The 19,185-nt window shown below is 74.9% G+C and carries 18 protein-coding genes; 8 read left to right on the top strand and 10 right to left on the bottom strand.

The features are described 5' to 3' along the window. Window positions 1-129 precede the first annotated feature (129 nt). Window positions 130-588, bottom strand: a complete 459-nt coding sequence (locus tag AC6CKD_RS17500) for a Crp/Fnr family transcriptional regulator (RefSeq protein ID WP_498328386.1) — start codon at window positions 586-588, stop codon at window positions 130-132. 174 nt (window positions 589-762) lie between these two features. Continuing rightward, window positions 763-1,065, bottom strand: coding sequence for a hypothetical protein (locus tag AC6CKD_RS17495; protein WP_498328385.1), 303 nt, complete (start codon window positions 1,063-1,065; stop codon window positions 763-765). Window positions 1,066-1,551: 486 nt separating this feature from the next. Here AC6CKD_RS17495 and AC6CKD_RS17490 point away from each other — a divergent pair, with 486 nt between their 5' ends. Next, the gene (locus tag AC6CKD_RS17490) at window positions 1,552-4,284 is read left to right on the top strand and encodes a DNRLRE domain-containing protein (protein ID WP_498328384.1); all 2,733 of its coding nucleotides are present in this window, start codon (window positions 1,552-1,554) and stop codon (window positions 4,282-4,284) included. A gap of 206 nt (window positions 4,285-4,490) precedes the next feature. Here AC6CKD_RS17490 and AC6CKD_RS17485 read toward each other — a convergent pair whose 3' ends face one another. Beyond that, window positions 4,491-4,961 (bottom strand): hypothetical protein, encoded by a 471-nt coding sequence (locus AC6CKD_RS17485; RefSeq protein WP_498328383.1) that lies wholly within the window; start codon window positions 4,959-4,961, stop codon window positions 4,491-4,493. Between the two features lie 123 nt (window positions 4,962-5,084). Between AC6CKD_RS17485 and AC6CKD_RS17480 the strand changes: the two genes are divergently transcribed. Next, window positions 5,085-5,450 carry a hypothetical protein gene (locus tag AC6CKD_RS17480; protein WP_498328382.1) on the top strand — a complete coding sequence of 122 codons (366 nt, stop codon included), beginning with the start codon at window positions 5,085-5,087 and terminating at the stop codon, window positions 5,448-5,450. Here the strand turns inward: AC6CKD_RS17480 and AC6CKD_RS17475 are convergent. The 3 genes from AC6CKD_RS17475 to AC6CKD_RS17465 all read right to left on the bottom strand — a co-directional run bounded on the left by AC6CKD_RS17475 (window position 5,417) and on the right by AC6CKD_RS17465 (window position 7,408). Then, a complete protein-coding gene (locus tag AC6CKD_RS17475; RefSeq protein WP_498328381.1) occupies window positions 5,417-5,962 on the bottom strand; it encodes a P-loop NTPase family protein in 546 nt (181 codons plus the stop codon). The two genes, AC6CKD_RS17480 and AC6CKD_RS17475, sit on opposite strands and share 34 nt — an antisense overlap. Before the next feature lie 29 nt (window positions 5,963-5,991). Further along, on the bottom strand, window positions 5,992-6,828 hold the full coding sequence (locus AC6CKD_RS17470; protein ID WP_498328380.1) for a MerR family transcriptional regulator: 837 nt from the start codon (window positions 6,826-6,828) through the stop codon (window positions 5,992-5,994). Window positions 6,829-6,901: 73 nt separating this feature from the next. Then, window positions 6,902-7,408, bottom strand: a complete 507-nt coding sequence (locus tag AC6CKD_RS17465) for a hypothetical protein (protein ID WP_498328379.1) — start codon at window positions 7,406-7,408, stop codon at window positions 6,902-6,904. 395 nt (window positions 7,409-7,803) lie between these two features. Here AC6CKD_RS17465 and AC6CKD_RS17460 point away from each other — a divergent pair, with 395 nt between their 5' ends. The 3 genes from AC6CKD_RS17460 (at window position 7,804) to AC6CKD_RS17450 (ending at window position 10,899) form a co-directional block, all read left to right on the top strand. After that, window positions 7,804-9,252: an MFS transporter gene (locus tag AC6CKD_RS17460; RefSeq protein WP_498328378.1), complete on the top strand. Its 1,449-nt coding sequence runs from the start codon at window positions 7,804-7,806 to the stop codon at window positions 9,250-9,252. A gap of 298 nt (window positions 9,253-9,550) precedes the next feature. Beyond that, on the top strand, window positions 9,551-10,018 hold the full coding sequence (locus tag AC6CKD_RS17455) for a hypothetical protein (RefSeq protein WP_498328377.1): 468 nt from the start codon (window positions 9,551-9,553) through the stop codon (window positions 10,016-10,018). Window positions 10,019-10,113: 95 nt separating this feature from the next. Then, the gene (locus tag AC6CKD_RS17450) at window positions 10,114-10,899 is read left to right on the top strand and encodes a peptidoglycan-binding domain-containing protein (protein ID WP_498328376.1); all 786 of its coding nucleotides are present in this window, start codon (window positions 10,114-10,116) and stop codon (window positions 10,897-10,899) included. A 49-nt stretch (window positions 10,900-10,948) separates the two neighbouring features. Here the strand turns inward: AC6CKD_RS17450 and AC6CKD_RS17445 are convergent, their stop codons facing one another. Beyond that, on the bottom strand, window positions 10,949-11,692 hold the full coding sequence (locus tag AC6CKD_RS17445; RefSeq protein ID WP_498328375.1) for a glucose 1-dehydrogenase: 744 nt from the start codon (window positions 11,690-11,692) through the stop codon (window positions 10,949-10,951). Window positions 11,693-11,806: 114 nt separating this feature from the next. Then, window positions 11,807-12,706, bottom strand: coding sequence for a hypothetical protein (locus AC6CKD_RS17440; protein WP_498328374.1), 900 nt, complete (start codon window positions 12,704-12,706; stop codon window positions 11,807-11,809). Between the two features lie 82 nt (window positions 12,707-12,788). Between AC6CKD_RS17440 and AC6CKD_RS17435 the strand changes: the two genes are divergently transcribed. From AC6CKD_RS17435 to AC6CKD_RS17425, 3 genes are all read left to right on the top strand, one after another. Continuing rightward, entirely contained in the window at window positions 12,789-13,025 is a 237-nt protein-coding gene (locus tag AC6CKD_RS17435) for a hypothetical protein (protein WP_498328373.1), read from the top strand. Window positions 13,026-13,165: 140 nt separating this feature from the next. Next, the gene (locus AC6CKD_RS17430) at window positions 13,166-15,994 is read left to right on the top strand and encodes a glycoside hydrolase family 3 C-terminal domain-containing protein (protein WP_498328372.1); all 2,829 of its coding nucleotides are present in this window, start codon (window positions 13,166-13,168) and stop codon (window positions 15,992-15,994) included. 133 nt (window positions 15,995-16,127) lie between these two features. Continuing rightward, on the top strand, window positions 16,128-17,222 hold the full coding sequence (locus AC6CKD_RS17425; protein WP_498328371.1) for a LacI family DNA-binding transcriptional regulator: 1,095 nt from the start codon (window positions 16,128-16,130) through the stop codon (window positions 17,220-17,222). An 84-nt stretch (window positions 17,223-17,306) separates the two neighbouring features. On the opposite strand, the gene AC6CKD_RS17420 is transcribed toward AC6CKD_RS17425, so the two are convergent. Further along, the gene (locus AC6CKD_RS17420; RefSeq protein ID WP_498328370.1) at window positions 17,307-17,822 is read right to left on the bottom strand and encodes a putative immunity protein; all 516 of its coding nucleotides are present in this window, start codon (window positions 17,820-17,822) and stop codon (window positions 17,307-17,309) included. 3 nt (window positions 17,823-17,825) lie between these two features. After that, on the bottom strand, window positions 17,826-19,145 hold the full coding sequence (locus tag AC6CKD_RS17415; RefSeq protein WP_498328369.1) for an ROK family transcriptional regulator: 1,320 nt from the start codon (window positions 19,143-19,145) through the stop codon (window positions 17,826-17,828). Between the last annotated feature and the right edge of the window lie 40 nt (window positions 19,146-19,185).

The following is a 19,185-nucleotide window of genomic DNA, read 5'->3' as shown; positions in this document are numbered from 1 at the left end:
ACCGGAACGCCCGTTCGCACCTCTACTTCTCGTCACGCAGTGCGCACGCATGACCGCAGACCGCAGCGGGGTGCGCAGGGCTGACCTGTGGGGGAGCGGTCGGCGGAATCGGCCCGAACCCGCCCGGGGTCAGCTCGCGGCGAGGCGGGGGGCGTACGTGTCGATGAGGCGGGTACGGGTCTGGTGCAGCCGCAGCGCGAGGACCCGACCGACCCAGTGGCCGAGGGCGGACCCGAAGGCCGGATCGGCGTCCATGAGCATCCGCACGGTCGTGGCGTCGAACTCGTACGCGCGGACCGGTGTCATGGCCTCGGCGCCCAACTGCCACACGTACGGCGGGAACAGCCACGACCAGCCGACCAGTTCTCCGGGGCCCAGGCTCTCGATGGGGGTGGGCCGGCGGCCCGGCACCGGGATCTCCAGGGTCACCGTGCCGGAGCGCACGATCCAGAAGGACTCCGCCCGGCTGCCCTCGTCGAAGATCCGCGCGCCCTCGCGGAAATTGACCTCGCGGGCGTGCGACATCAGCCGTCCGCGGTGTTCGGTCGACAGGACGGCAGCGATCCGGATGGGGGAAGGTGTGCTCACGACGGCCTCCGATCGGGACCCCCCGCTCCCCCCAGTGTCGCCGACGCCGGACCGAATCCGGGGTGTCCGCCTCCGGAGAATTGTCCGATTTTCGGCGACGTAAACCCCGCGACCCGGAAGCGCGGCCCGGAGGCACGGCCAAGCCGCCCCAGCCGATCCCCGGCTTCTCCCGGGTTACTCCTCTGCGCCGGCCTCCAGGCAGGCCAGCTCCATGGCGTCGAGGACGGCCTCGTGGCTGCGCCCGCTCAGTTCGGAGACGTTCTCGATCTGTGCCGTCGCCCAGGACGCCAGGGTCACCACCAGCACGCGGAGCCCGTCGGTGCCGTACTCCGCGAGGACCTCGTCGGCGGTGATCATCGCCTCCTCGGGCACCTGCTCCGGCGGCTCGAGCCCGGCCAGACCGCGGAGGAGGGTCAGGGTGCGGCGGGAGATCTCGGGGGTCATCCCCGCCAGCCGCGTGTCTTCGTCGTCGCTCATACCGCTCCGCCCCTCCGGTCCCGCGCCCGCGTACGTCCCCGGGCGTGCGCTCCTGCCCGTGCCTGTCTGCCCGTGCCTGTGTCGTCCCCCAGGGCACGGTAGAGGGACGCGGGCCCGGGTGGGGCGGCAATCGCGAGAACGGGCCGTCCGTCCCAAGTTCCGGACGGGCGGGTCCGGTGTCCCCGCAGCGGCCCGTGTCAGGCCGTCGGACCGGGCGGCCCGGGCCGGGCGGCCGGGCCCGGGGCGCGCCGAGTGGTGCGATGCGGGATCCGATGCGTCAAGTGCGCTGAGCGGAACCGGCATTCCCCTGAGGGTGCCCGTGGTCGCGGCCATGGACATCCGTACGATAGCTTCCGGCCATTCCACATGTCGCAGCCGGGATTCCGCATTCTGGATTCCGCGCTCGACTCCGTACTCCGAAATGACGCGCACCGCGTCGCGCAGCACAGCGCGGCGCCGCGCCGCGCACACCGAACTGGGGGGTTCATGCGTAGATCCAGAGGGCTGGCCACCGCCCTCACCCTCGCCTTGGCCGGCACCTGCACGGCCGTGGGCACGGGTTTCGTCGAGGAAGCCGCGGCCATCACCCCGCCGGTGGCCTTCACCGCCGACGAGCTGCCCACCTGGCAGGCCAACGGGGTCGTCTGGGCCCTGGCAGAGGCGGGCGACCAGGTCTTCGTCGGCGGCACCTTCTCCGCGGTCCGCCCGCCGGACGGCGCCGCCGGCACCGAGCAGGAGGCGGTGAACTTCGCGGCGCTCGACGCCGCGACGGGAGCCCCGACCGCCTGCAAGCTGTCCTTCACCGTGGGCACCGGCACCGCCACCGTCCGCGCCCTGGTCCTCTCGCCGGACAAGGCGACCCTGTACGCGGGCGGCTACTTCGGCGCCGTCAACGGCACCGCGGTCTCCAGCATCGCCGCGATCGACGTGGCGACCTGCACCGTGAAGACCGACTTCCGGCCCGCCTTCGCGGCCACCGTCCGGGCCCTCGCCGTCACCGGCGACACCGTGTACGCGGGCGGCGACTTCCTCACCGTCGCGGGCCAGCCCCGCGAGCGGTTCGCCGCCGTCGCCGCGGCCGACGGCACGCTGAAGCCGTTCACCGCGAACGCCGACGAGCCGGGCAGGGCCGTCGAGCTCACCCCGGACGGCGAGCACCTGGTCCTGGGCGGCGACTTCTTCACCGTGGGCGGTACGAACAGCCACGCCCTGGCCGTCGTCGACGCGACGAGCGGCGCCGTCACCAAGGCCTACCCGGGCTTCGTCGAGACCAACTCGGTGGTCAAGGACATCGCCACCGACGCGACCGGCTTCTACACCGCCAACGAGGGGACGGGCGGAGGCGTCTTCGACGGCCGCATCGCGCTGAACCTGAGCGACTTCGGCCAGCGCTGGCGCGACACCTGCCTCGGCGCGACCCAGGCCGTGCTCCCGTACCAGGACGTGCTCTACAGCGCCTCGCACGCGCACGACTGCTCCGGCATCGGCGAGTTCCCGGACGGCCAGCGCCACCACCTGCTCGCCCAGCCGACCACGGCCACCGGCAAGCTGGGCTGGGCTCCCGACACCAACGACGGCATCGGCGAGGGCATCGGCCCGCGCGTGATGGCGGTCGGCTCCAAGGGCGGCGTCCAGTACCTCTGGGTCGGCGGCGAGTTCACCACCGTCAACGGTGCGGCGCAGCAGAGCCTGACGCGCTTCGCCTCCACCGGGGACACGGGTGCGCCCACCGTCCCGGTGGCGAGCGCCGTGAGCTTCGAGCCCGGTGAGGTGCAGGTGCGCTGGCGCACCAGCCTCGACCTGGACGACGGCACGCTCACGTACAAGGTCTACCGCAACGGCGCGGCCACGCCGATCGCCACGGTGGAGGCGGACTCGCTCTTCTTCCGCCGCCCGCAGGCTTCCTGGACCGACACCACCGTCACCGCGGGGCAGTCCTACACCTACCGGGTGACCGCCACCGACGCGGCCGGCAACACCAGCGCCCTGTCGGCGACGGCGAGCGTGACCGTGCCGAACTCGGCCGACGCGTACCCCAGCGCGGTCCGCGCCGACGGCGCCCAGCTGTTCTGGCGCTACGACGAGTCGGCCCTGCCCTTCGTCGCGGACTCCTCGGACGGCGGCAACCAGAGCGGCGTGCACCTGAACGCCCCCGCCCTGCGCCAGACGCCCGGTGCGCTCACGGGCGCGAGCACGGCCATCGGCTTCGACGGCACGGACACCCAGGTGTACGGGGACCGCCGCCAGAACGTCGGCTCCACCTACAGCATCGAGACCTGGTTCAAGACGGACACCACGAGGGGCGGCAAGCTCATCGGATTCGGCAACAACCAGTCCCGCGGCAGCAGTCAGTACGACAAGCACATCTACATGACCAACGACGGCCGGCTCGTCTACGGCGTCTACACCGGCGGGACCCGCACCGTCACGACCGCCGCCGCGTACAACGACAACCAGTGGCACCACGTCGTCGCGACCCAGGGCCCGGGCGGCATGACCCTGTACGTGGACGGAGTCCAGAAGGGCACGCTGGGCGTCACCGCGCACGAGAACTTCGCGGGCTACTGGCACGTCGGCGGCGACAGCCTCGGTGGCTGGCCGGACCGTCCGATCAGCGAGTACTGGGCGGGCCTGCTCGACGAGACCGCCGTGTACCCGACGGTCCTGAGCGCGGCCCAGGTGCAGAACCACCACACCCTGGCCTCCGCTCCGGCGGACTCGGTCGTCGAGGTCCAGGCCGCGGAGGACACGTACGCCAACGCGGGCGCCCCGAGCACCAACTACGGGACGTCCGGCTCGCTCGCGGTCCGCGGAACCTCGTTCTACGCGAGCTACCTGAGGTTCAACCTGCCCGCCGCGCCGGCCGGCACGGTGCTCAAGGCGGCCACGCTGAGCGTCAAGACCAGCACCATGACCGGCGCCGGCACGACGGACACGGTGTCCGTGGTCCCGGTCACCGGCTCCTGGACGGAGGCCGGGACCACGTACGCCAACCGCCCGGCACTCGGCGGCCCGGCGCTCGGCAGCTTCGCGGGCGTCCCGGAGGGGTCGGCCGTCCACACGACCGGCCTGGACAAGACCGCTGTCGCGGGGGCGCTCGGCAGCGCCTACGGCCTGGCGCTGAGCAGCGCCGGGACGGACGCGCTGTGGCTGTGGTCCTCGGAGGCCCCGGCCAACGAGGGCTCCCCGCGCCTGACGCTCACCTTCGGCGCGCCGTAGCCGGAGCGGTTCCCGAACGCGGCGGCCGGTGCGGTTCCTACGCCCGGCCGCCGTGGTGCTTCCTACGCCCGGCCGCCGTGGTGGACGTGCGCCAGGATCTGCTGGAGCAGGGCCACCACGTGCGCGTCGTGAAGCCCGTAGATCACGCTGCGTCCGTCGCGGCGGCCGGTCACCAGGTCGAGGTGGCGCAGGAGCCGCCGGCGGCGTCAGGGAGCCGGCGGCGGCTCGACCTCCAGGAAACGGCGGCGACGGGGGCCGCGGTACAGCAGGCAGACCCAGCCGAGCCGTTCGAGCGCGGCCGCGCAGGCCGTCAGGCGGTCCTGCTCCTCCTCGGCCGCGCCGCCGCCCGGCGGGCCGAGCCAGGTCACCTCGACCCGGCCCTCCCCGGACGCGGCGGGGCCCACCCGGTACCCGGTCCGGGTGCGCGGCCCGCCGGGGTCCTGCGGATCCCGCGCCGACGGTGGCAGGCCCGCCGCCTCCAGAACGAGGGCCACCGCGCGCGGCATCAGCCGGAGTTCCCACGGGGCGGGAACTCCCGCGCCCGACGGGCCGTTGACGAGCCGCCGGATCTGCAACAGGCCTTCGTAGGCGGTACGGAGCTCCGCCGCCCGCCCCACCCCGGAGGGCGCGGGGCCGTCGCCGCTCGCCGGTTCGAAGCCCTGCCCGGGTGTGTTCACGTACGGCTGTCCCCTCGTCCGGTCCGTGCGGTCCCGTCCGGTCCCGCTTCTGAGTACCTCACACCCAACGGCCTGAGTATCCGGCCCGATTCCCGGGACCGCTTCCGCTGATCGAATGGGGGCATGACCTCCGAGACCGGCACCGCCACTGCCACTGCCACGGCCACTGCCACCGCGCCCACCGCGAGCCGCCCGCGCATGCAGCAGCACGTGACCACCGCCGGTTCGGCGCTCGCCGTGGCCCTGGTCCCGCTCGTGGTCGGGGTCTTGGTGGCCAGGGGGCTCGCCGCCGACCCGCACGCACCGGTCAACGCCCTGATCACCGGCGGCGGCCAGCGCGCCGGTCTGCCGCGGGCGGAGTGGCGCCGTCGCGGCCACGCCACCATGCGCCGGCTGCGCACGGCCCGGCGCGGAACGGTTCGGGGCGCCGTACGGGGCGCCGCACGCGGTCGCGCCTACGTGACGGGCGGCCGCCCGGCCGGTCGCTGAGACCGCAGCCAGGCTTCGGCGGCCTTCGAGGAGCGCAGCCGCACCACCCGCAGCGGAGCGAACCGCGCGTCGCCCGCCAGCCCGCCGATCTCCGCACGCCGGGCCCCGTACTGGGACCAGGCCCACCACGCGGGATGGTCGGCGAGCAGCCACTCCCGCCACCGCTCCCGGTTGCCGCCGAACAGCCGCTCCCGCAGCAGGCTCCGGCGCAGCGAGCGCACCAGCACCCGGCGCATGACCGTACGGCGCGGCTGGTCCAGCCACACCACGGTGTCGGCCCGCCGCCACAGCAGCTCGCGCGCGGCCGCGGGCCCGTGGGAGTCGAGGATCCACCGGTCGCCCTCCGCGATCCGCGCCAGGTCCGCGACGTAGGACGGGCTGACGGCCCACCCCGGCCCGGAGAAGTGCAGCTCGTCCATCTCGTGGTACGGCAGCGCGAGCAGCCGTCCCAACTCCCGGGCCAGGGTCGACTTGCCGGCTCCGCTGATGCCGACCACGAGTACGCGTTGCACCAGCGGAGCCTAACCGGGGGCGTGGAACCTCAGGCGCCGAGCGGCTCCTGGAGCTCGGTGACCCACTGGTTCCGGTCGTCCGGGACGGCCAGGGACACCTCGCGCGCATAGCCGGCGGAGCGCTCCCCGTTCGCGTCGATCCACTGGGCCAGGGCCTGCGAGGCCGGCAGGACGGAGTCCATCGAACCCCGGTGCACGACCGTTGCCGCCCGCTCGACCGCGGGCAGTACGACGATCCGTACGTCGCCCCCGAGGTCCTCGGCGCGCACGGAGGAGGCCACCGGCAGCCCGGCATGGACCAGGACGGCGCCCGGCCGCTCCAGCTCGACGGCGTCCTCGTAGTACGCGGTTCCCGGGGCGGTCGGCGTGACGCCGGCCGCCTCGAAGCGGCGGCACAGCTCCTCGAAGAGCGGGCCGATGACCGGGCCGATGTCCTGCCCCTCGTAGCTGCCCGCCACCCCGCTCAACTCGGCGAGACGGACGGGCGGAAGGCTCTTCACGACGACGTCGATGGAAGACATGGTTCCCTCGTTCTCGATGATCCGGAGCCTCGTCTCGACCTGGGTCAGCCGGGCCGCCGCGGCGGCCATGGCCGATTCCAGTTCCGCCTGCCGCAGCCGCAGCATGCCCCGCAGCTCCTCCGCGCTCACCAGCTCGTCGAGTATCGACCCCACCTGTTCCAGGCTGAAGCCGAGCTCCTTGAGCGCGATGACACGGTTGAGGCGGGCGAGCTGCCCGGCCTCGTAGGAGCGGTAGCCGCTGGCGGGGTCGACACGGGCCGGGTGCAGCAGTCCGAGGGCGTCGTAGTGACGCAGCATGCGGACCGATACCCGGCCGTGCTTGGCGAAGTCTCCGATGGTGAACATGACGCCTTCCAGTGCAGGCCCTGACACGGTGTGAGAGTCAAGCGAGCCCAGAATATGCGCCCGTCGGAGCAGGTCAGCGGCCTGACTGGCGGACGCAGAGATCCACGATGGAAGGCGGCAGGGTGTCCTCCGCGGCCGTGCACCACTCCTCCGTGCGGGGCAGCGGCACGGGGTTCCGCGCGGGGCGGTCAGGTCGGGCGGCGGCCGCCTTGGGCGGGTGCGCGCGGTGCGGCGCGGCCGGCTTCGCGCGCCGTTCGGCCGCCGGGCGGGGGGCCTCGGCGGCGGGCCGGGGGGCCGGTCCGTGTCCGCCGTCCCGGTCGGCGTCCGCGCGGTCGGCGCCGGCCTGCGCCGGGAGTTCGCCGAGGGGCAGCGACTCGGCGGGAAGCCCGGCCGCACCGGCTGCGGGGGAGGAGCTCCCGGCCGAGGACGGGTCGGCCGGGGGGCCGAGTTCCGGAGCGTCGGCGGGCGGTACGGAGCCACGCGCGGGGACATCGGAAACCTGCGGGCCGCCGACCGACACGCAGCCGGCGCTCGCGAGGAGGGCGACGAGGGAGAGGGGCAGGGCCCGGCGCAACTGCATCGAACCACCATGCCGCACGGGTGGGCGGGCGGGTTTCCGCCCGGCCGCGTGTGGGTGGGGCGGGGGAGGCCATGGGGTCCGGGGAGGGCGCCGTGGGCGTTGCCGAAACGGTTCGGTGAGCCCACCGCGATCGTTTCTGCCGTGCCGGGAGGTTCACCGGTCCGGGAGAACGCGCACGTGGACGGGGGTGGACCCGGCGGGGAAATCCGGACAAGGTTCGGGGGGAACGACAGTGCGGATGCCGGGGGAGGCGCGACCCCCGGTGCTGCGCGTTGCCGTGCCGGCTCCCCGGACCCCGCCCCACCCGACCGGCGGGGACGCTCCGGTGGGCCGCCCGCCTGCCCGCCTGCCCGCCTGCCCGCCCGCCTGCCTGCCTCGTACGGAGTCCCGCCCTCATGACCGCAGCCCCCGCGCCCGGCAACGAACCCCACTCCCCGGCGCCGAAGCCCCCGCCGATCCCTGCCGCCGGCCCGGCCCCCGGCTCCGTACCCGGGTCCGGACCGCCCGCTGGGCCCGCCTCCGCGGCGGCCGAGGCGGTCGCGCCCGAGAAGGCGGTCGCGCCGGACAAGGCCGTCGCCGGGTGGCGGGGATGGGGGGCCGTAGGGGCGGTGTCGCTCGGGATCTTCTGTCTCATCACCTCCGAGTTGCTGCCCGTCGGCCTGCTCACTCCCGTAGGCGCCGATCTCGGCGTGTCCGACGGCACCGCCGGGTTGATGGTCACCGTGCCGGGGCTGGTCGCGGGCTTCTGCGCGCCCCTCGTCACCGTCGGCGCCGGCCGGCTCGACCGGCGGTGGGTGCTGGTCGTTCTGATCGCCCTGATGGGCGTCGCCAACCTGGTCGCCGCCGTCGCCCCCGGCTTCGGGGTGCTCCTGGCCGCCCGGGTACTCGTCGGGGTCAGCGTCGGCGGCTTCTGGGCCATAGCAGGCGGCCTCGCCGTCCGCCTCGTCCCCGCACACCACGTCGGCCGGGCCACCGCGCTCGTCTTCGGCGGAGTCCCCACCGCCTCGGTACTCGGCGTCCCCGCCGGGACCCTGCTCGGCGAGGTCGGCGGCTGGCGCTTCGCCTTCGCGGCCGTGGGCGGGCTCGGAGTCCTCACCCTGGCCGCACTGCTCCTGCTGCTGCCGCCGCTGCCGCCGACCCGGACCATCACCTTCGCCCAACTCCCCGCCCTGCTCCGGGGCAACCGCGCGGTCCGGGCCGGAGTGACCGTCACCTTCCTGGTGGTGACCGGGCAGTTCGCCGCGTACACGTTCGTACGGCCGATCCTGCAGGACGTGTCCGGGGTGAACGCCGGCTACGTGAGCACCCTCCTCCTCGGCTACGGAATCGCGGGCGTGGCCGGCAACTTCCTGGCGGGAGCACGCGACCCGTACCGCACGCTGTTCACGGTCGGGTCGGCCCTCACCGTGATCCTGGCGCTGATCGCGATGGTGCCGGGAGCGGTCGCCGGAACGGTGCTGCTGCTGGCCTGGGGGCTCGTGTACGGCGGGGTCTCGGTCAGTCTCCAGAGCTGGATGATCAAGGCGGCGCCGGACGACGCGGAGGCCGCGTCCTCGCTCATGGTGGCCATGTTCAACCTGGCCATCGCCGCGGGCGCGCTGTCCGGCGGTCTCGCGGTCGACGGGATCTCGGTTCCGGCGGCCCCGTTGGCCGGAGCCGTCCTGATGGCCCTGGCGGCCGTCACCGTCCGGGTCACCTCGACTTCCCGCACGGCCACGTCCCGCACGGCCACGCGGGCAGTCGTGGCCGCGGGCGCGGCGGCCGCCGTCAGCGATACCGGTGCCGCCACCGCTGCCGAGGGTCGCGCCGACTCCCGCGACGCCTCACCGGCCGACCAGCGGTAGGCGGCCGGGAGCCCACCGGTAGATCCTGGGGCGGGAGTTGACCGCCGGTCCGCTGGGCCGCATGCCCTCCGGACGGTCAGCCGTCCAGACTGCGGAGGGGCCGCTCCCGACGGGAGGGATCCGCTGAAGAGGACATGCCCAGACGGGGCGGATGGGGTGGATCGGACATCCGGCTTGACCTGGGGCATGTCCTGGGGAAAGAGTGCGCCGATCGAACATCACCGCCCGGACCGACCCCTGTCGGCGACGTCCGGGCGTCGAGCGCCACCGCACGAGCCGCACCTCGGAGATACCTCACATGCCCAGATCCGCCCGCTCTCCGCTCGCATCGGCAGCGGTCGGCGGCTTCGTCGAGGGCGTCGCCGGTGGGCCGGCCTCCGTCCGGTGGCGCCTGGACGGCTCCAGGACCCTCCCCCACGCCACGAGGGCGGTCACGAACCGCGCCGCCGCCCGGCCGGGCGGCATCCTCGCGCAGGGCGTCGCCCCCGCGGCCCCGAAGCCCCGCACACCCGGCGCCTCCGGGACCCCGACCCCGGTCCCGGCTCCGTCCGGGAGGCGCCTCGCGCTCGATTCCGGCGGCTCCATCCGCGGCCCGGTCCCCGGCTCCGGCTCCGGCCCCGGGCCCGGCCCGGTCCCCGGCGCGAGCGGTCCGGCCGGCGGGGACCGGGCCGGCGCGTGCACGGCCGCGCCCCCGGCGATCGGCGGTGCCCGTGTTCCGGCCGCCGACGTCGGCACGGTCCTGGTCGCCCGGCGGCGCAGGACCTGACCGGCCGGGTACGGGGGCCGACACCGCACCGCCGCGCCGGCCCCCGTACCCGCCGGGAGACAACCATGTCCCCTGACCCCGATGAGAGTGGGATCGTGCCCGACGACGATCGCTTGCTCGTACGCCCCTACGTAGCCGCCTCGGGCCCGCTTCCCGGCTCCTCCGTGCCCGCCTCCTCCGCGCCCAGCTCCTCCGCGCCGGCCTGGCCCGAGGAGTCCGGGCGGATCTCCGTACCGACGCGCTTCGGGCCGCCCCCCGAGGCGCCCGGTCCTTCGCGCGACGCGCCCGAGTGGCAACCCGTACCGGGGACCGCGCCCTCGGCGACACCTGCGGCCGGCCGACGGGGCAGCCGGCTCCCGTTCGTCGGGCTCGCCCTGCTCGCGCTCGGGGCGGCGGGGGCCGTCGCGTTCCTCCTGCGCGGCCCCGACAAGGAGCCTCCGCGCGCCGTGGCACCGCCGGGCCTGTCCGTGCCGGTCCTCCCCGAGCGCAGCCCGGGTGCGGGCGAGGAACCCGCGACGGCCGGGGAGTCCGCACGCCCGACCGCGCCCGGAGCCACGTCCGCGACGGCTCCGGCCGCCGGCCGGCCCCCTTCCGGCCCGTCGGCGAGTACGAGCAGGGACCCGAAGCCCGCGGGCCCGACGGGCACGCGCCCGGCACCGGACGCGGACGGGACCCTGAGCCCGGGGGACCGCGGGGCCGAGGTGCGCGCCCTGCAGGAACGGCTCCACGCGCAAGGGTTCACGTACGTCTCCCTCACCGGGGTCTACGACGAGCAGACCCGGCGCGGCGTCAGGCAGCTCCAGCAGAACAGGAGCATCAAGGGCGACCCGCCGGGCGTCTACGGCCCGGCCACCCGCGCGGCCTTCGCGAGCGAAGGCTGACACCTCCCCGTCCCTCCGGCGGACGGGGCCGAGAGGTGCCGGGGGAGGCTCAGCGCCCGCCGGCGACGCGCAGGACCGTACCGGTCGTGTACGCGGCGTCCGCCGACAGCAGCCAGGCGATGGCCGCGGCGACCTCCACCGGCTGCCCGGCCCGCCCGAGCGGGATCTCGGCCGCCGCCAGCGCCGGGCGGTCGGGCTCGCCCATGGCGGCGTGCATGTCGGTATCGATGATGCCGGGGGCCACGGCGTTGACCCGGATCCCGTCCGGGCCCAGCTCCTTGGCGAGGCCCAGGGTCAGGGTGTCGGTGGCGGCCTTGGTCGCGGCGTAGTGGACGTAGCGGCCGGGACTGCCGAGGGTGGCGGCCGCGGAGGAGACGTTGACGATCGCCCCACCGCCCGACGCGGCCATGTCCCGGGCGGCCCGGCGGCAGCAGAGCAGGTACCCGAGCAGGTTCACGTCGAGGACGCGGCGCAGGTCCTCGACCCGGACGTCGGCCAGCCGGCCCGGGGTGCCGGTCACCCCGGCGTTGTTGACCAGTCCGGTCACCGCACCGAACTCGGCTCCGGCGATGTCGAAGAGCCGCTCCACGTCGCACTCCTCGGACGTGTCACCGCGCACGGTCACACACCGCGCGCCGGCTTCCCGCACCCGCGCGGCGGTGGCCTTGGCCGCCGCGTCGTCGTGGAGGTAGCCGAGGACGAGGTCGTGCCCGTCGGCGGCGAGCCGGACGCACGTGGCGGCGCCGATACCGCGACTGCCTCCGGTGACGATGGTGACCTGGCGATGTGACATATGAGCCTCCTGTGTGACGCATTACCCCGTGTCGTGCCCACACCTGGGATCGCCGCAGGCTAACACCGCGATATCCGGCTGACCAGCGGAAACGACGTCAAATGCCCGGCGCCGCTAGCGTCGTTGGACGCCATCCGTGGCGCGAAGGACGAGACAGAGATCGTCGTCCACCGCGACCACCAGACCTGATGGGTGCCGGGCGATCGCCAGGTGCCATGAGCCCGGCCGCAACTGGTCCCGAGGGGGCGGGGCGGCCGCTCCCTCCAGCGTGTACAGGGGGCAGGGTGCCGGGACCGCGAACCAGAACGGTTCGAAGGGGGACTGTGAAGGTGCGGGCGCGGAAAGATGCCGGGGAGTCTCGTACGGCGACGGCGACGGCGACGGCGACGGCAGCGGCAGCGGCACGGCGTACGCGGACCCCGCCGGCTGGGTGAGGTAGTCGGGGAGATCGTGACGTGCGGACGAAGCGGTGGGAGCAGGCGTGCGACCCGTGAGGAGGTCCGTCTGCCGGACGAAGGTCTCGTTCATGTCGGCGGCGCCGTCCCGCACGAGCGCGAGCAGTGTGGCGGCCTCTACGGCCTCGATGCTCCGGCCGGACTCCTTCTGGAGCAGAGACTCCCGGACGGTCCGTGTCGCGTGGGTCAGCGGTGAGTTCATGCCCGCCGGTGCCTCGGCGAAAGGGATGCCGGGGATCGCGGCAAGGCGGAAGAGGGCGTTGGTCACGTCCCCGAGGAGGGACTTCAACTCGCTGTCAAAGGTGGCCAGATCCACCGGCCGGGGGGTCGCGAGGTCCTGTACGGCGAGTTCCATGAACAGCGCCCAGGCTCGGGTGGCGATGCGGGCGGTGGAGGTGGTCTCCAGGGCCAGTTCGAGCGTCCGGGCGTCCTTCTCGGCGGCCGCGGTGGCCGAGATGCTCCTCTGCGCCCCCCGCTGCTGGCGCCCGGTGCTCCAGGCACCGATCGTCGCGCCTCCCAGTACGCCCAGGACTCCGTATATCGCTTCGAGAGCAGCCATCGAGGGATTCTCGCCAAGGACGCTTCCGCGCAACAGCCTTGATCACACGTCGGCCACGTCATTGGCCGGTAATCGTGCGCACATGGCTCACCGGACCGGGCTCCGCCTGGTCGGCCGGCGTGCGGACCTCGCCGGCCGGCGCACCACGCCTTGCTACCACCTGCGGCGGTTCGGGGCGGGTGGACTGGCCCTGGACGCGGACCGGGACCTCCTGGCCCCCGTCAGCGCCGGCGACCTCTCGGACGTGCTCTTCCTCGGACTCGGATGCGGTGTGATCTGCCTGCTCGCCGCAGTGCGCGCCGCCTCTCCGCCCCCGTGATCCGGCGAGCCGAACTCCGCGCCCCGGTCCGCGTGGTCAAGTCCGCGTACGCCGAGGCCGTTGACAGTTGATCCGGTGCGCCGGGATCATGCGGGAGAGCGCTCTCCCGACGTTCGGGGGTCGGCGTGTAAGGGGTGGACGTGCGCGACGGTGACGTGGAACGACTGCTGGACAAGCTCGATCCCGAGCAGCGGGTGCGGCTGCTGACCGGGGCCGACACCTGGCGGACCCGGCCCGAACCGGACGTGGGACTACGGGAGATCGTCTTCTCGGACGGTCCGGCCGGAGTGCGCGGACCCGGCTGGGACGAGCGGTTCACCTCGGCCCTGCTGCCCTCGCCCACCGCCCTCGGGGCGCTGTGGGACGAGGGCAGGGTCCGCCGGCTCGGGGAACTGCTCGGCGACGAGGCCCGGCGCAAGGGCGTCCACGTCGTTCTCGCCCCCACCCTCAACCTGCACCGCAGCCCCCTCGCCGGACGCCACTTCGAGTGCTTCTCCGAGGACCCGTTGCTCGCGGGCCGTACGGGGGCGGCCCTCATCCGCGGGGTCCAGTCGCGCGGAGTGGCCGCGACGGCGAAGCACTACGTGGCCAACGACTCCGAGGCGGAGCGGTTGACCGTGGACGTACGGCTCGACGAGCGCGTGCTGCGCGAGCTCTACCTCGCGCCCTTCGAGGCCGCCGTCCGGGCCGGGGTGTGGCTGGTGATGTCGGCGTACAACAAGGTCAACGGGGTGACGATGAGCGAGAGTTCCCTTCTCGCGGAGCCGTTGAAGGGGGAGTGGGGCTTCGACGGGGCGGTCGTCTCCGACTGGGGCGGTGTCCGTTCCACCGTGGCTTCTGCCGTCGCCGCGCAGGACCTGGCGATGCCGGGCCCGCGCGGTCCGTGGGGGGATTCGCTACGGGAGGCCCTGGCGGGCGGTCGGGTCCCGGAGGAGGCGGTCGCGGACAAGGCCCGCAGGCTCCTGCGCCTGGCATCCCGGGTGGGGGCCCTCATCCCTGGTGGTGCACCTCTGGGGCCGGGGCCGGGGCCGGGGCCGGGGCTGAGGCCGGGGGCGGCTCTGGACCCTGCCCTGGCCGAGGTCGCCTCCCCGGCCCCGAGTCCGGCCCCGAGTCCGGCCCCGAGTCCGGCCCCGAGTCCGGCCCCGAGTCCGGCCCCGAATCCCGCCCCGAATCCGGCCTCGAATCCGTCCCTGGCGCCGGTCACCGAGGCCTCGGCTCTGCTCCCGCCCCCGGCTCCGGTCCCGGGAGCCTCCTCCGCCTCGGTCTCGGGTCCGGCTCCGCACCTCCCGGCCGTTGGCCTGCCCCAGCCGGTGGCCCCGGCTTCGAGCCCGGCGGCGGAGCCCCCGGGTCGGCCCGGCGCCCAGGTGTCGGCCCTGACCTCGGCCCCGCCCCCCGTCCCGTTCCCGGCCCCCGCATCCGACGCGCTGCGCCGGGAGCTGCGGTCCGCTGCCGCCGCGAGCTTCGTGCTGTTGGAGAACCGGGGGGTACTGCCCCTGGAGCGAGCAGTGTTGGGCGGCCGGGGAGTCGCCGTCATCGGGGTGCACGCCGACGACCCCCGAGTCCAGGGCGGCGGTAGTTCCGAGGTGTTCCCGCAGCGCGTGGCCAGTCCGCTCGACGGGCTGCGGAGCGCGCTGGGACCGCACGTCCGGGTCGCCTACGAACCCGGCCCCGCCCCCGGGGACGGCGGCGGGCAGGCCCCGCTGAGCGCGCGGTACGCCCGCGACCCGGAAGGCGGAGCCCCCGGGGTGCGGTTGCGCGTGCTCGATGCCGACGGGGTGGTGCTGGCCTCCGCCCACCAGCCTTCCGGCCGGGTGCTGGAGCCGGAACTGCCGCCCGGCGCCCGCACCGTCGAGCTCGCCGCCGTCCTCCACCCGGACACGAGCGGAACCTGGACGCTCGGACTCGGCGGTTTCGGCGCACTCCACCTCGCCGTCGACGGAACGGCCGTGCTCGACGGCGCGTTCCCGCCCGAGACCGCCGATCCGGCCGTCATCCACGTCCGACCGCCCCAGCACACCGCCCGGATCCAGCTCACCGCCGGCCACCCGGTGCACGTCGTGGCCCGGCGCGAACTCGTCCCGGGCACGGGCCGGGCGACCGTGCTCACCGCCGCGCCGCCCCTCCCCGACCCCGAGCGGGCGCTCGCCGCCGCCGTGGCCGCCGCCCGGGAGGCCGACGCGGCCGTCGTGGTCGTCGGCACCACCGAGGGCGGCGAGTCCGAGGGACTCGACCGGTCATCGCTCCGACTGCCGTCGCCCCAAGACGAGTTGGTGGCCGCGATCGCCCGCGCGAATCCGCGTACCGTCGTCGTCGTCAACTCCGGCGGCCCCGTCGAACTGCCCTGGCGCGAAGCCGCCGGAGCCGTCCTCCTCACCTGGTTCCCCGGCCAGGAGGGCGGGCACGCACTCGCCGACGTCCTCCTCGGCCTCGCCGAGCCGGGCGGGCGTCTCCCCACCACCTGGCCGGCCGCGCTCGCCGACGCACCCGTACGCACGACGCAGCCCACCGGCGGCCGACTCCCCTACGAAGAAGGCCTGCACATCGGCCACCGCGGCTGGCTGCGGAGGGGCTCGGCCGGACCGGCCCCCGCGTACTGGTTCGGGCACGGACTCAGCTACACCACTTGGGAGTTCGAGGGTCTCGGCGCCCCCGAGCCGACGCCCGGCGGGGGCTACGAGGTTCCGGTGACCCTCCGCAATACCGGCACCCGGCACGGTCGCGAGGTCGTCCAGCTCCACCTGTCCCGCCCGGACTCGGCGGTCGAACGCCCGGTGCGCTGGCTCGCGGGCTGGGCGGCCGCGGAGGCGGAGCCCGGGGAACCGGTGACGGCGTACGTACGGATCCCCGCACGGGCCCTCCAGCACTGGTCCACGCAGGCCGGGGGCTGGACGGCGGAGCCCGGGCGGTTCACCGTCCTGGCCGGTCGCACCGCCGGTGATCTGCCGCTCCGTGGGGCGATCGAGGTCTGAGAGAGGTCTGAGGGAAATCCGAGAGGGGTCTGTGAAAGGGCCGAGGGAAGGCCGGGGGAGGGCCGGGGAAGGCCGAGGGAGGGCCGGGGGAGGGCTCAGGGAGGCCTGAGCGGAGGGCGGATACAGTGCCGCCATGGACGCAGCGCGCACGGCCACCGGCTCCGGCACGGGTACCGGCATTGGCATCGGCTCCGGCACCGCCACCGGCACCGGAACAGCCACCGGCACGGCCCCGACCCTGGAGGACGTGGCCCGCGCCGCCGGGGTGTCCCGGGCCACGGTGTCCCGCGTGGTCAACGGGGTCCGCAATGTTGACCCCGCCATCCAGCAGGCGGTCCAGCAAGCCGTCGCCGCCACCGGGTACGTGCCGAACCGCGCGGCCCGCTCGCTCGTGACCCGGCGCTCGGGTGCGGTGGCGCTGGTGGTCTCGGGCGCGGGAGCGGACACCGGCCGGGTGTTCCAGGACCCCTTCTTCGGACGGGTGGTGAGCGGGGTCGTACGGGCCCTGCGCCCGCGCGGGGTGCATCCGGTGCTGCTGTTCGCCGACGAGGAGGCGGACCGCGCGCAGGTGCTCGCGTACCTCTCCCAGGGCGGCGGGGACGGAGCCCTGCTCGTCACCACCGACGGCCGCGACCCGCTGCCCGGCATGCTCGCGCGCGCCGGCCTGCCCGCGGTGCTCTTCGCCCGCCCGGCGCCCGGGGTCCCGCTGGACTGGGTCGACCTGCGCCACCGCGAGGGCGGGGCGCTGGCCGCCCGGCACCTCCTCGCCCGGGGCTGCCGGCGTCTCGTCGCGATCGGCGGCCCGGCGGACGTGCCGGCGAGCCGGGACCGGCTGGCGGGCTTCCGGGAGGCGCTGGCCGGAACGGCGGTACGGGTGGCCGAGGCCGACTTCACGCTGGACGGCGGCGAGCACGTGATGCGCGCGCTCCTGGCCGAACACCCGGACCTGGACGGCGTGTTCGCGGCGAACGACCTGATGGCGCAGGGCGCCTGCCTGGTGCTGCGCGAACACGGCCGCCGGATCCCGGAGGACGTGGCGGTGGTCGGCTTCGACGACTCCGGCGCGGCGGTGGCGTCCAGGCCCCGCCTGACGACGGTCCGCCAGCCCGTGGAGGAAATGGCGGCGGAGATGGTGCGCCTCCTCCTCGACCGGGTGTCCGGCACGGCGGCACCCGACCCGGTGGAAGTGCTCTTCGACCCGGAGCTGGTGGTCCGCGACTCGGGCTGAGCGCCAAGCGGCGGCGCGGCCCCCGGTCGTACGAACCGTCGACGGAGGCGTGGTTCAGCCGGACACCGTGAACGGCACGCACGTTCAGCAGTCGAAGGCCGACCAGCAGATGTCGTTGCGCAACCGCTGGTCGTCGAGCACGAGTTCGCGGATCGCCTCCGGGAGCTGATCTCGCTGCCACTGGCACTCCCGGCGCCCCGCGGCCTCGCCCTCGGCTTGCGGCGCGGCAGCCCGTGCCGCCTTGATCGCGTAGGCGGCCGCCCCGAGTTCGTGCGCGGCGACGTGGGCGACGGCCCCGGCCTGGCCGGCGGCGTACGCGGCGTGCCGGGCCGCCCCGCGCAGGTCCCTGGCCGCGCCCATCGCATGGCCGCCCGCCGCGCGTGAGCGGGTCATCGTGACCTCGCCGCGCACCCACGCCCGGGCGTGCTCGATCGCCTGGCGCGGCCGCGGGTCCTCGGGCCGGACGGCCTCGAACAGGCCGAGGACGTGTTCCGCGCACGTGGCCGCCCAGAGCGCGAGCAGGTGATGGTCCGCGTCGGTGAGCGTCCCGCCCCGGCGGATCGTCACGAAGCGAGGGTCCCGGATCTTGGGGAGGATCACGGCCTACGCCAGCCCCGCCGCCGCCGCGGAGCCGCCGCGGGTCTGGAGGGCGGTCTGCCAGCCCGGGGCTTCCGTCGCGGGTTCCGGCGGGGTGCGGCGGCCGCCCGTGGCGAAGAAGGCCGCCAGGGGGAGCGTGGCCGCGCCCACCGTGACCGCGTCCGGGCCCAGGGAGCCCATGTCGATGGTGACCCGGGCCGCCGGGTGGCGCAGCGAGTAGCGCGTCGCGTGTTCCCGTACCGCCGGAAGGATGTGCGGGCCCAGCATCAGGCCCGCCCAGCCGCCGATCAGGATCCGCTCCGGCTGGAACAGGTTGATGACGTCCGACAGGCCCGCGCCCAGGTACTCCGCGGTCTCGTCGAGCACGTCCAGGGCGATCGCGTCCCCGGCGCCGGCCGCCGCCAGCAGCGCGGCGAGGGCGTCCTCCTCGTCCCCCGCGACCGCCTCCCCGCCGCCGCCCCGCTCCGCCCAGCGCGCCAGGAGCGATTCCGCCCCCGTGTACGCCTCCAGGCAGCCCAGCGCTCCACAGCGGCAGCGCCGCCCGCGGACCTGCACCGTCAGGTGGCCCCACTCCAGCGGTGCGCCCCCGGTGGTGGCGCCGTCCGGGGAACCGTCGGTGATCAGGCTCGCTCCGACGCCGGAGCCGAAGAGCACGACCACCGCGTCCCGGGCCCCGCGCCCCGCGCCGAACCACATCTCCGCCTGGCCGAGCGTGCGCGCCCCGTTGTCGATGATGTACGGGACCTCCGGCGGCACGGCTCCCGTCGCCCGCAGCAGCGCCTCCAGCGGGACCGCGTCCCAGCCGATGGTCTGTCCGTGGACCACGGCGCCGCCCGGCGCGTCGCGGTCGACGATGCCGGGCACGCCGACGCCGACGCCCAGGAGCCGGTCCGTCCCGACCCCGGCCCGGTCCAGGACGGTGGCGATCCCGCTCCGTACGTGGTCGACGATCGGGCCGACGTCGTAGCAGCCGCGAGGCTGCAACGGCAGCTCGGTACGCGCCAGTTCGGTGAGGGTGAGGTCGAACAGCTCGACCCTGACCCGGGTTTCGCCCACGTCGATGCCGATCATGTGCGCGCTGCCGGGAGCGACGCGCAGCAGCGTACGCGGGCGGCCGCCGTCGGAGTCGACGATGCCGGCCTCCTCCAGCAGTCCGTCCGCCACGAGCTCACCGACCACGTTGCTGACGGATCCCGAGCTCAGGCCGGTCGCGGGGCCCAGTTCCTGCCGGCTCCTGGGCCCGCCGAAGTACAACTGCTGGAGCACGGCACTGCGGTTGCCCCTTCGCAGGTCCCGCACCGTACGTCCACTGCGCCCCGTCGTCATGTGGCTCCTTCCGCCCTGACATCGATCGCAACATACCCTT

Source organism: Streptomyces sp. GQ60, from assembly GCF_059758875.1.
This window is presented reverse-complemented; position numbering and strand designations above follow the sequence as displayed.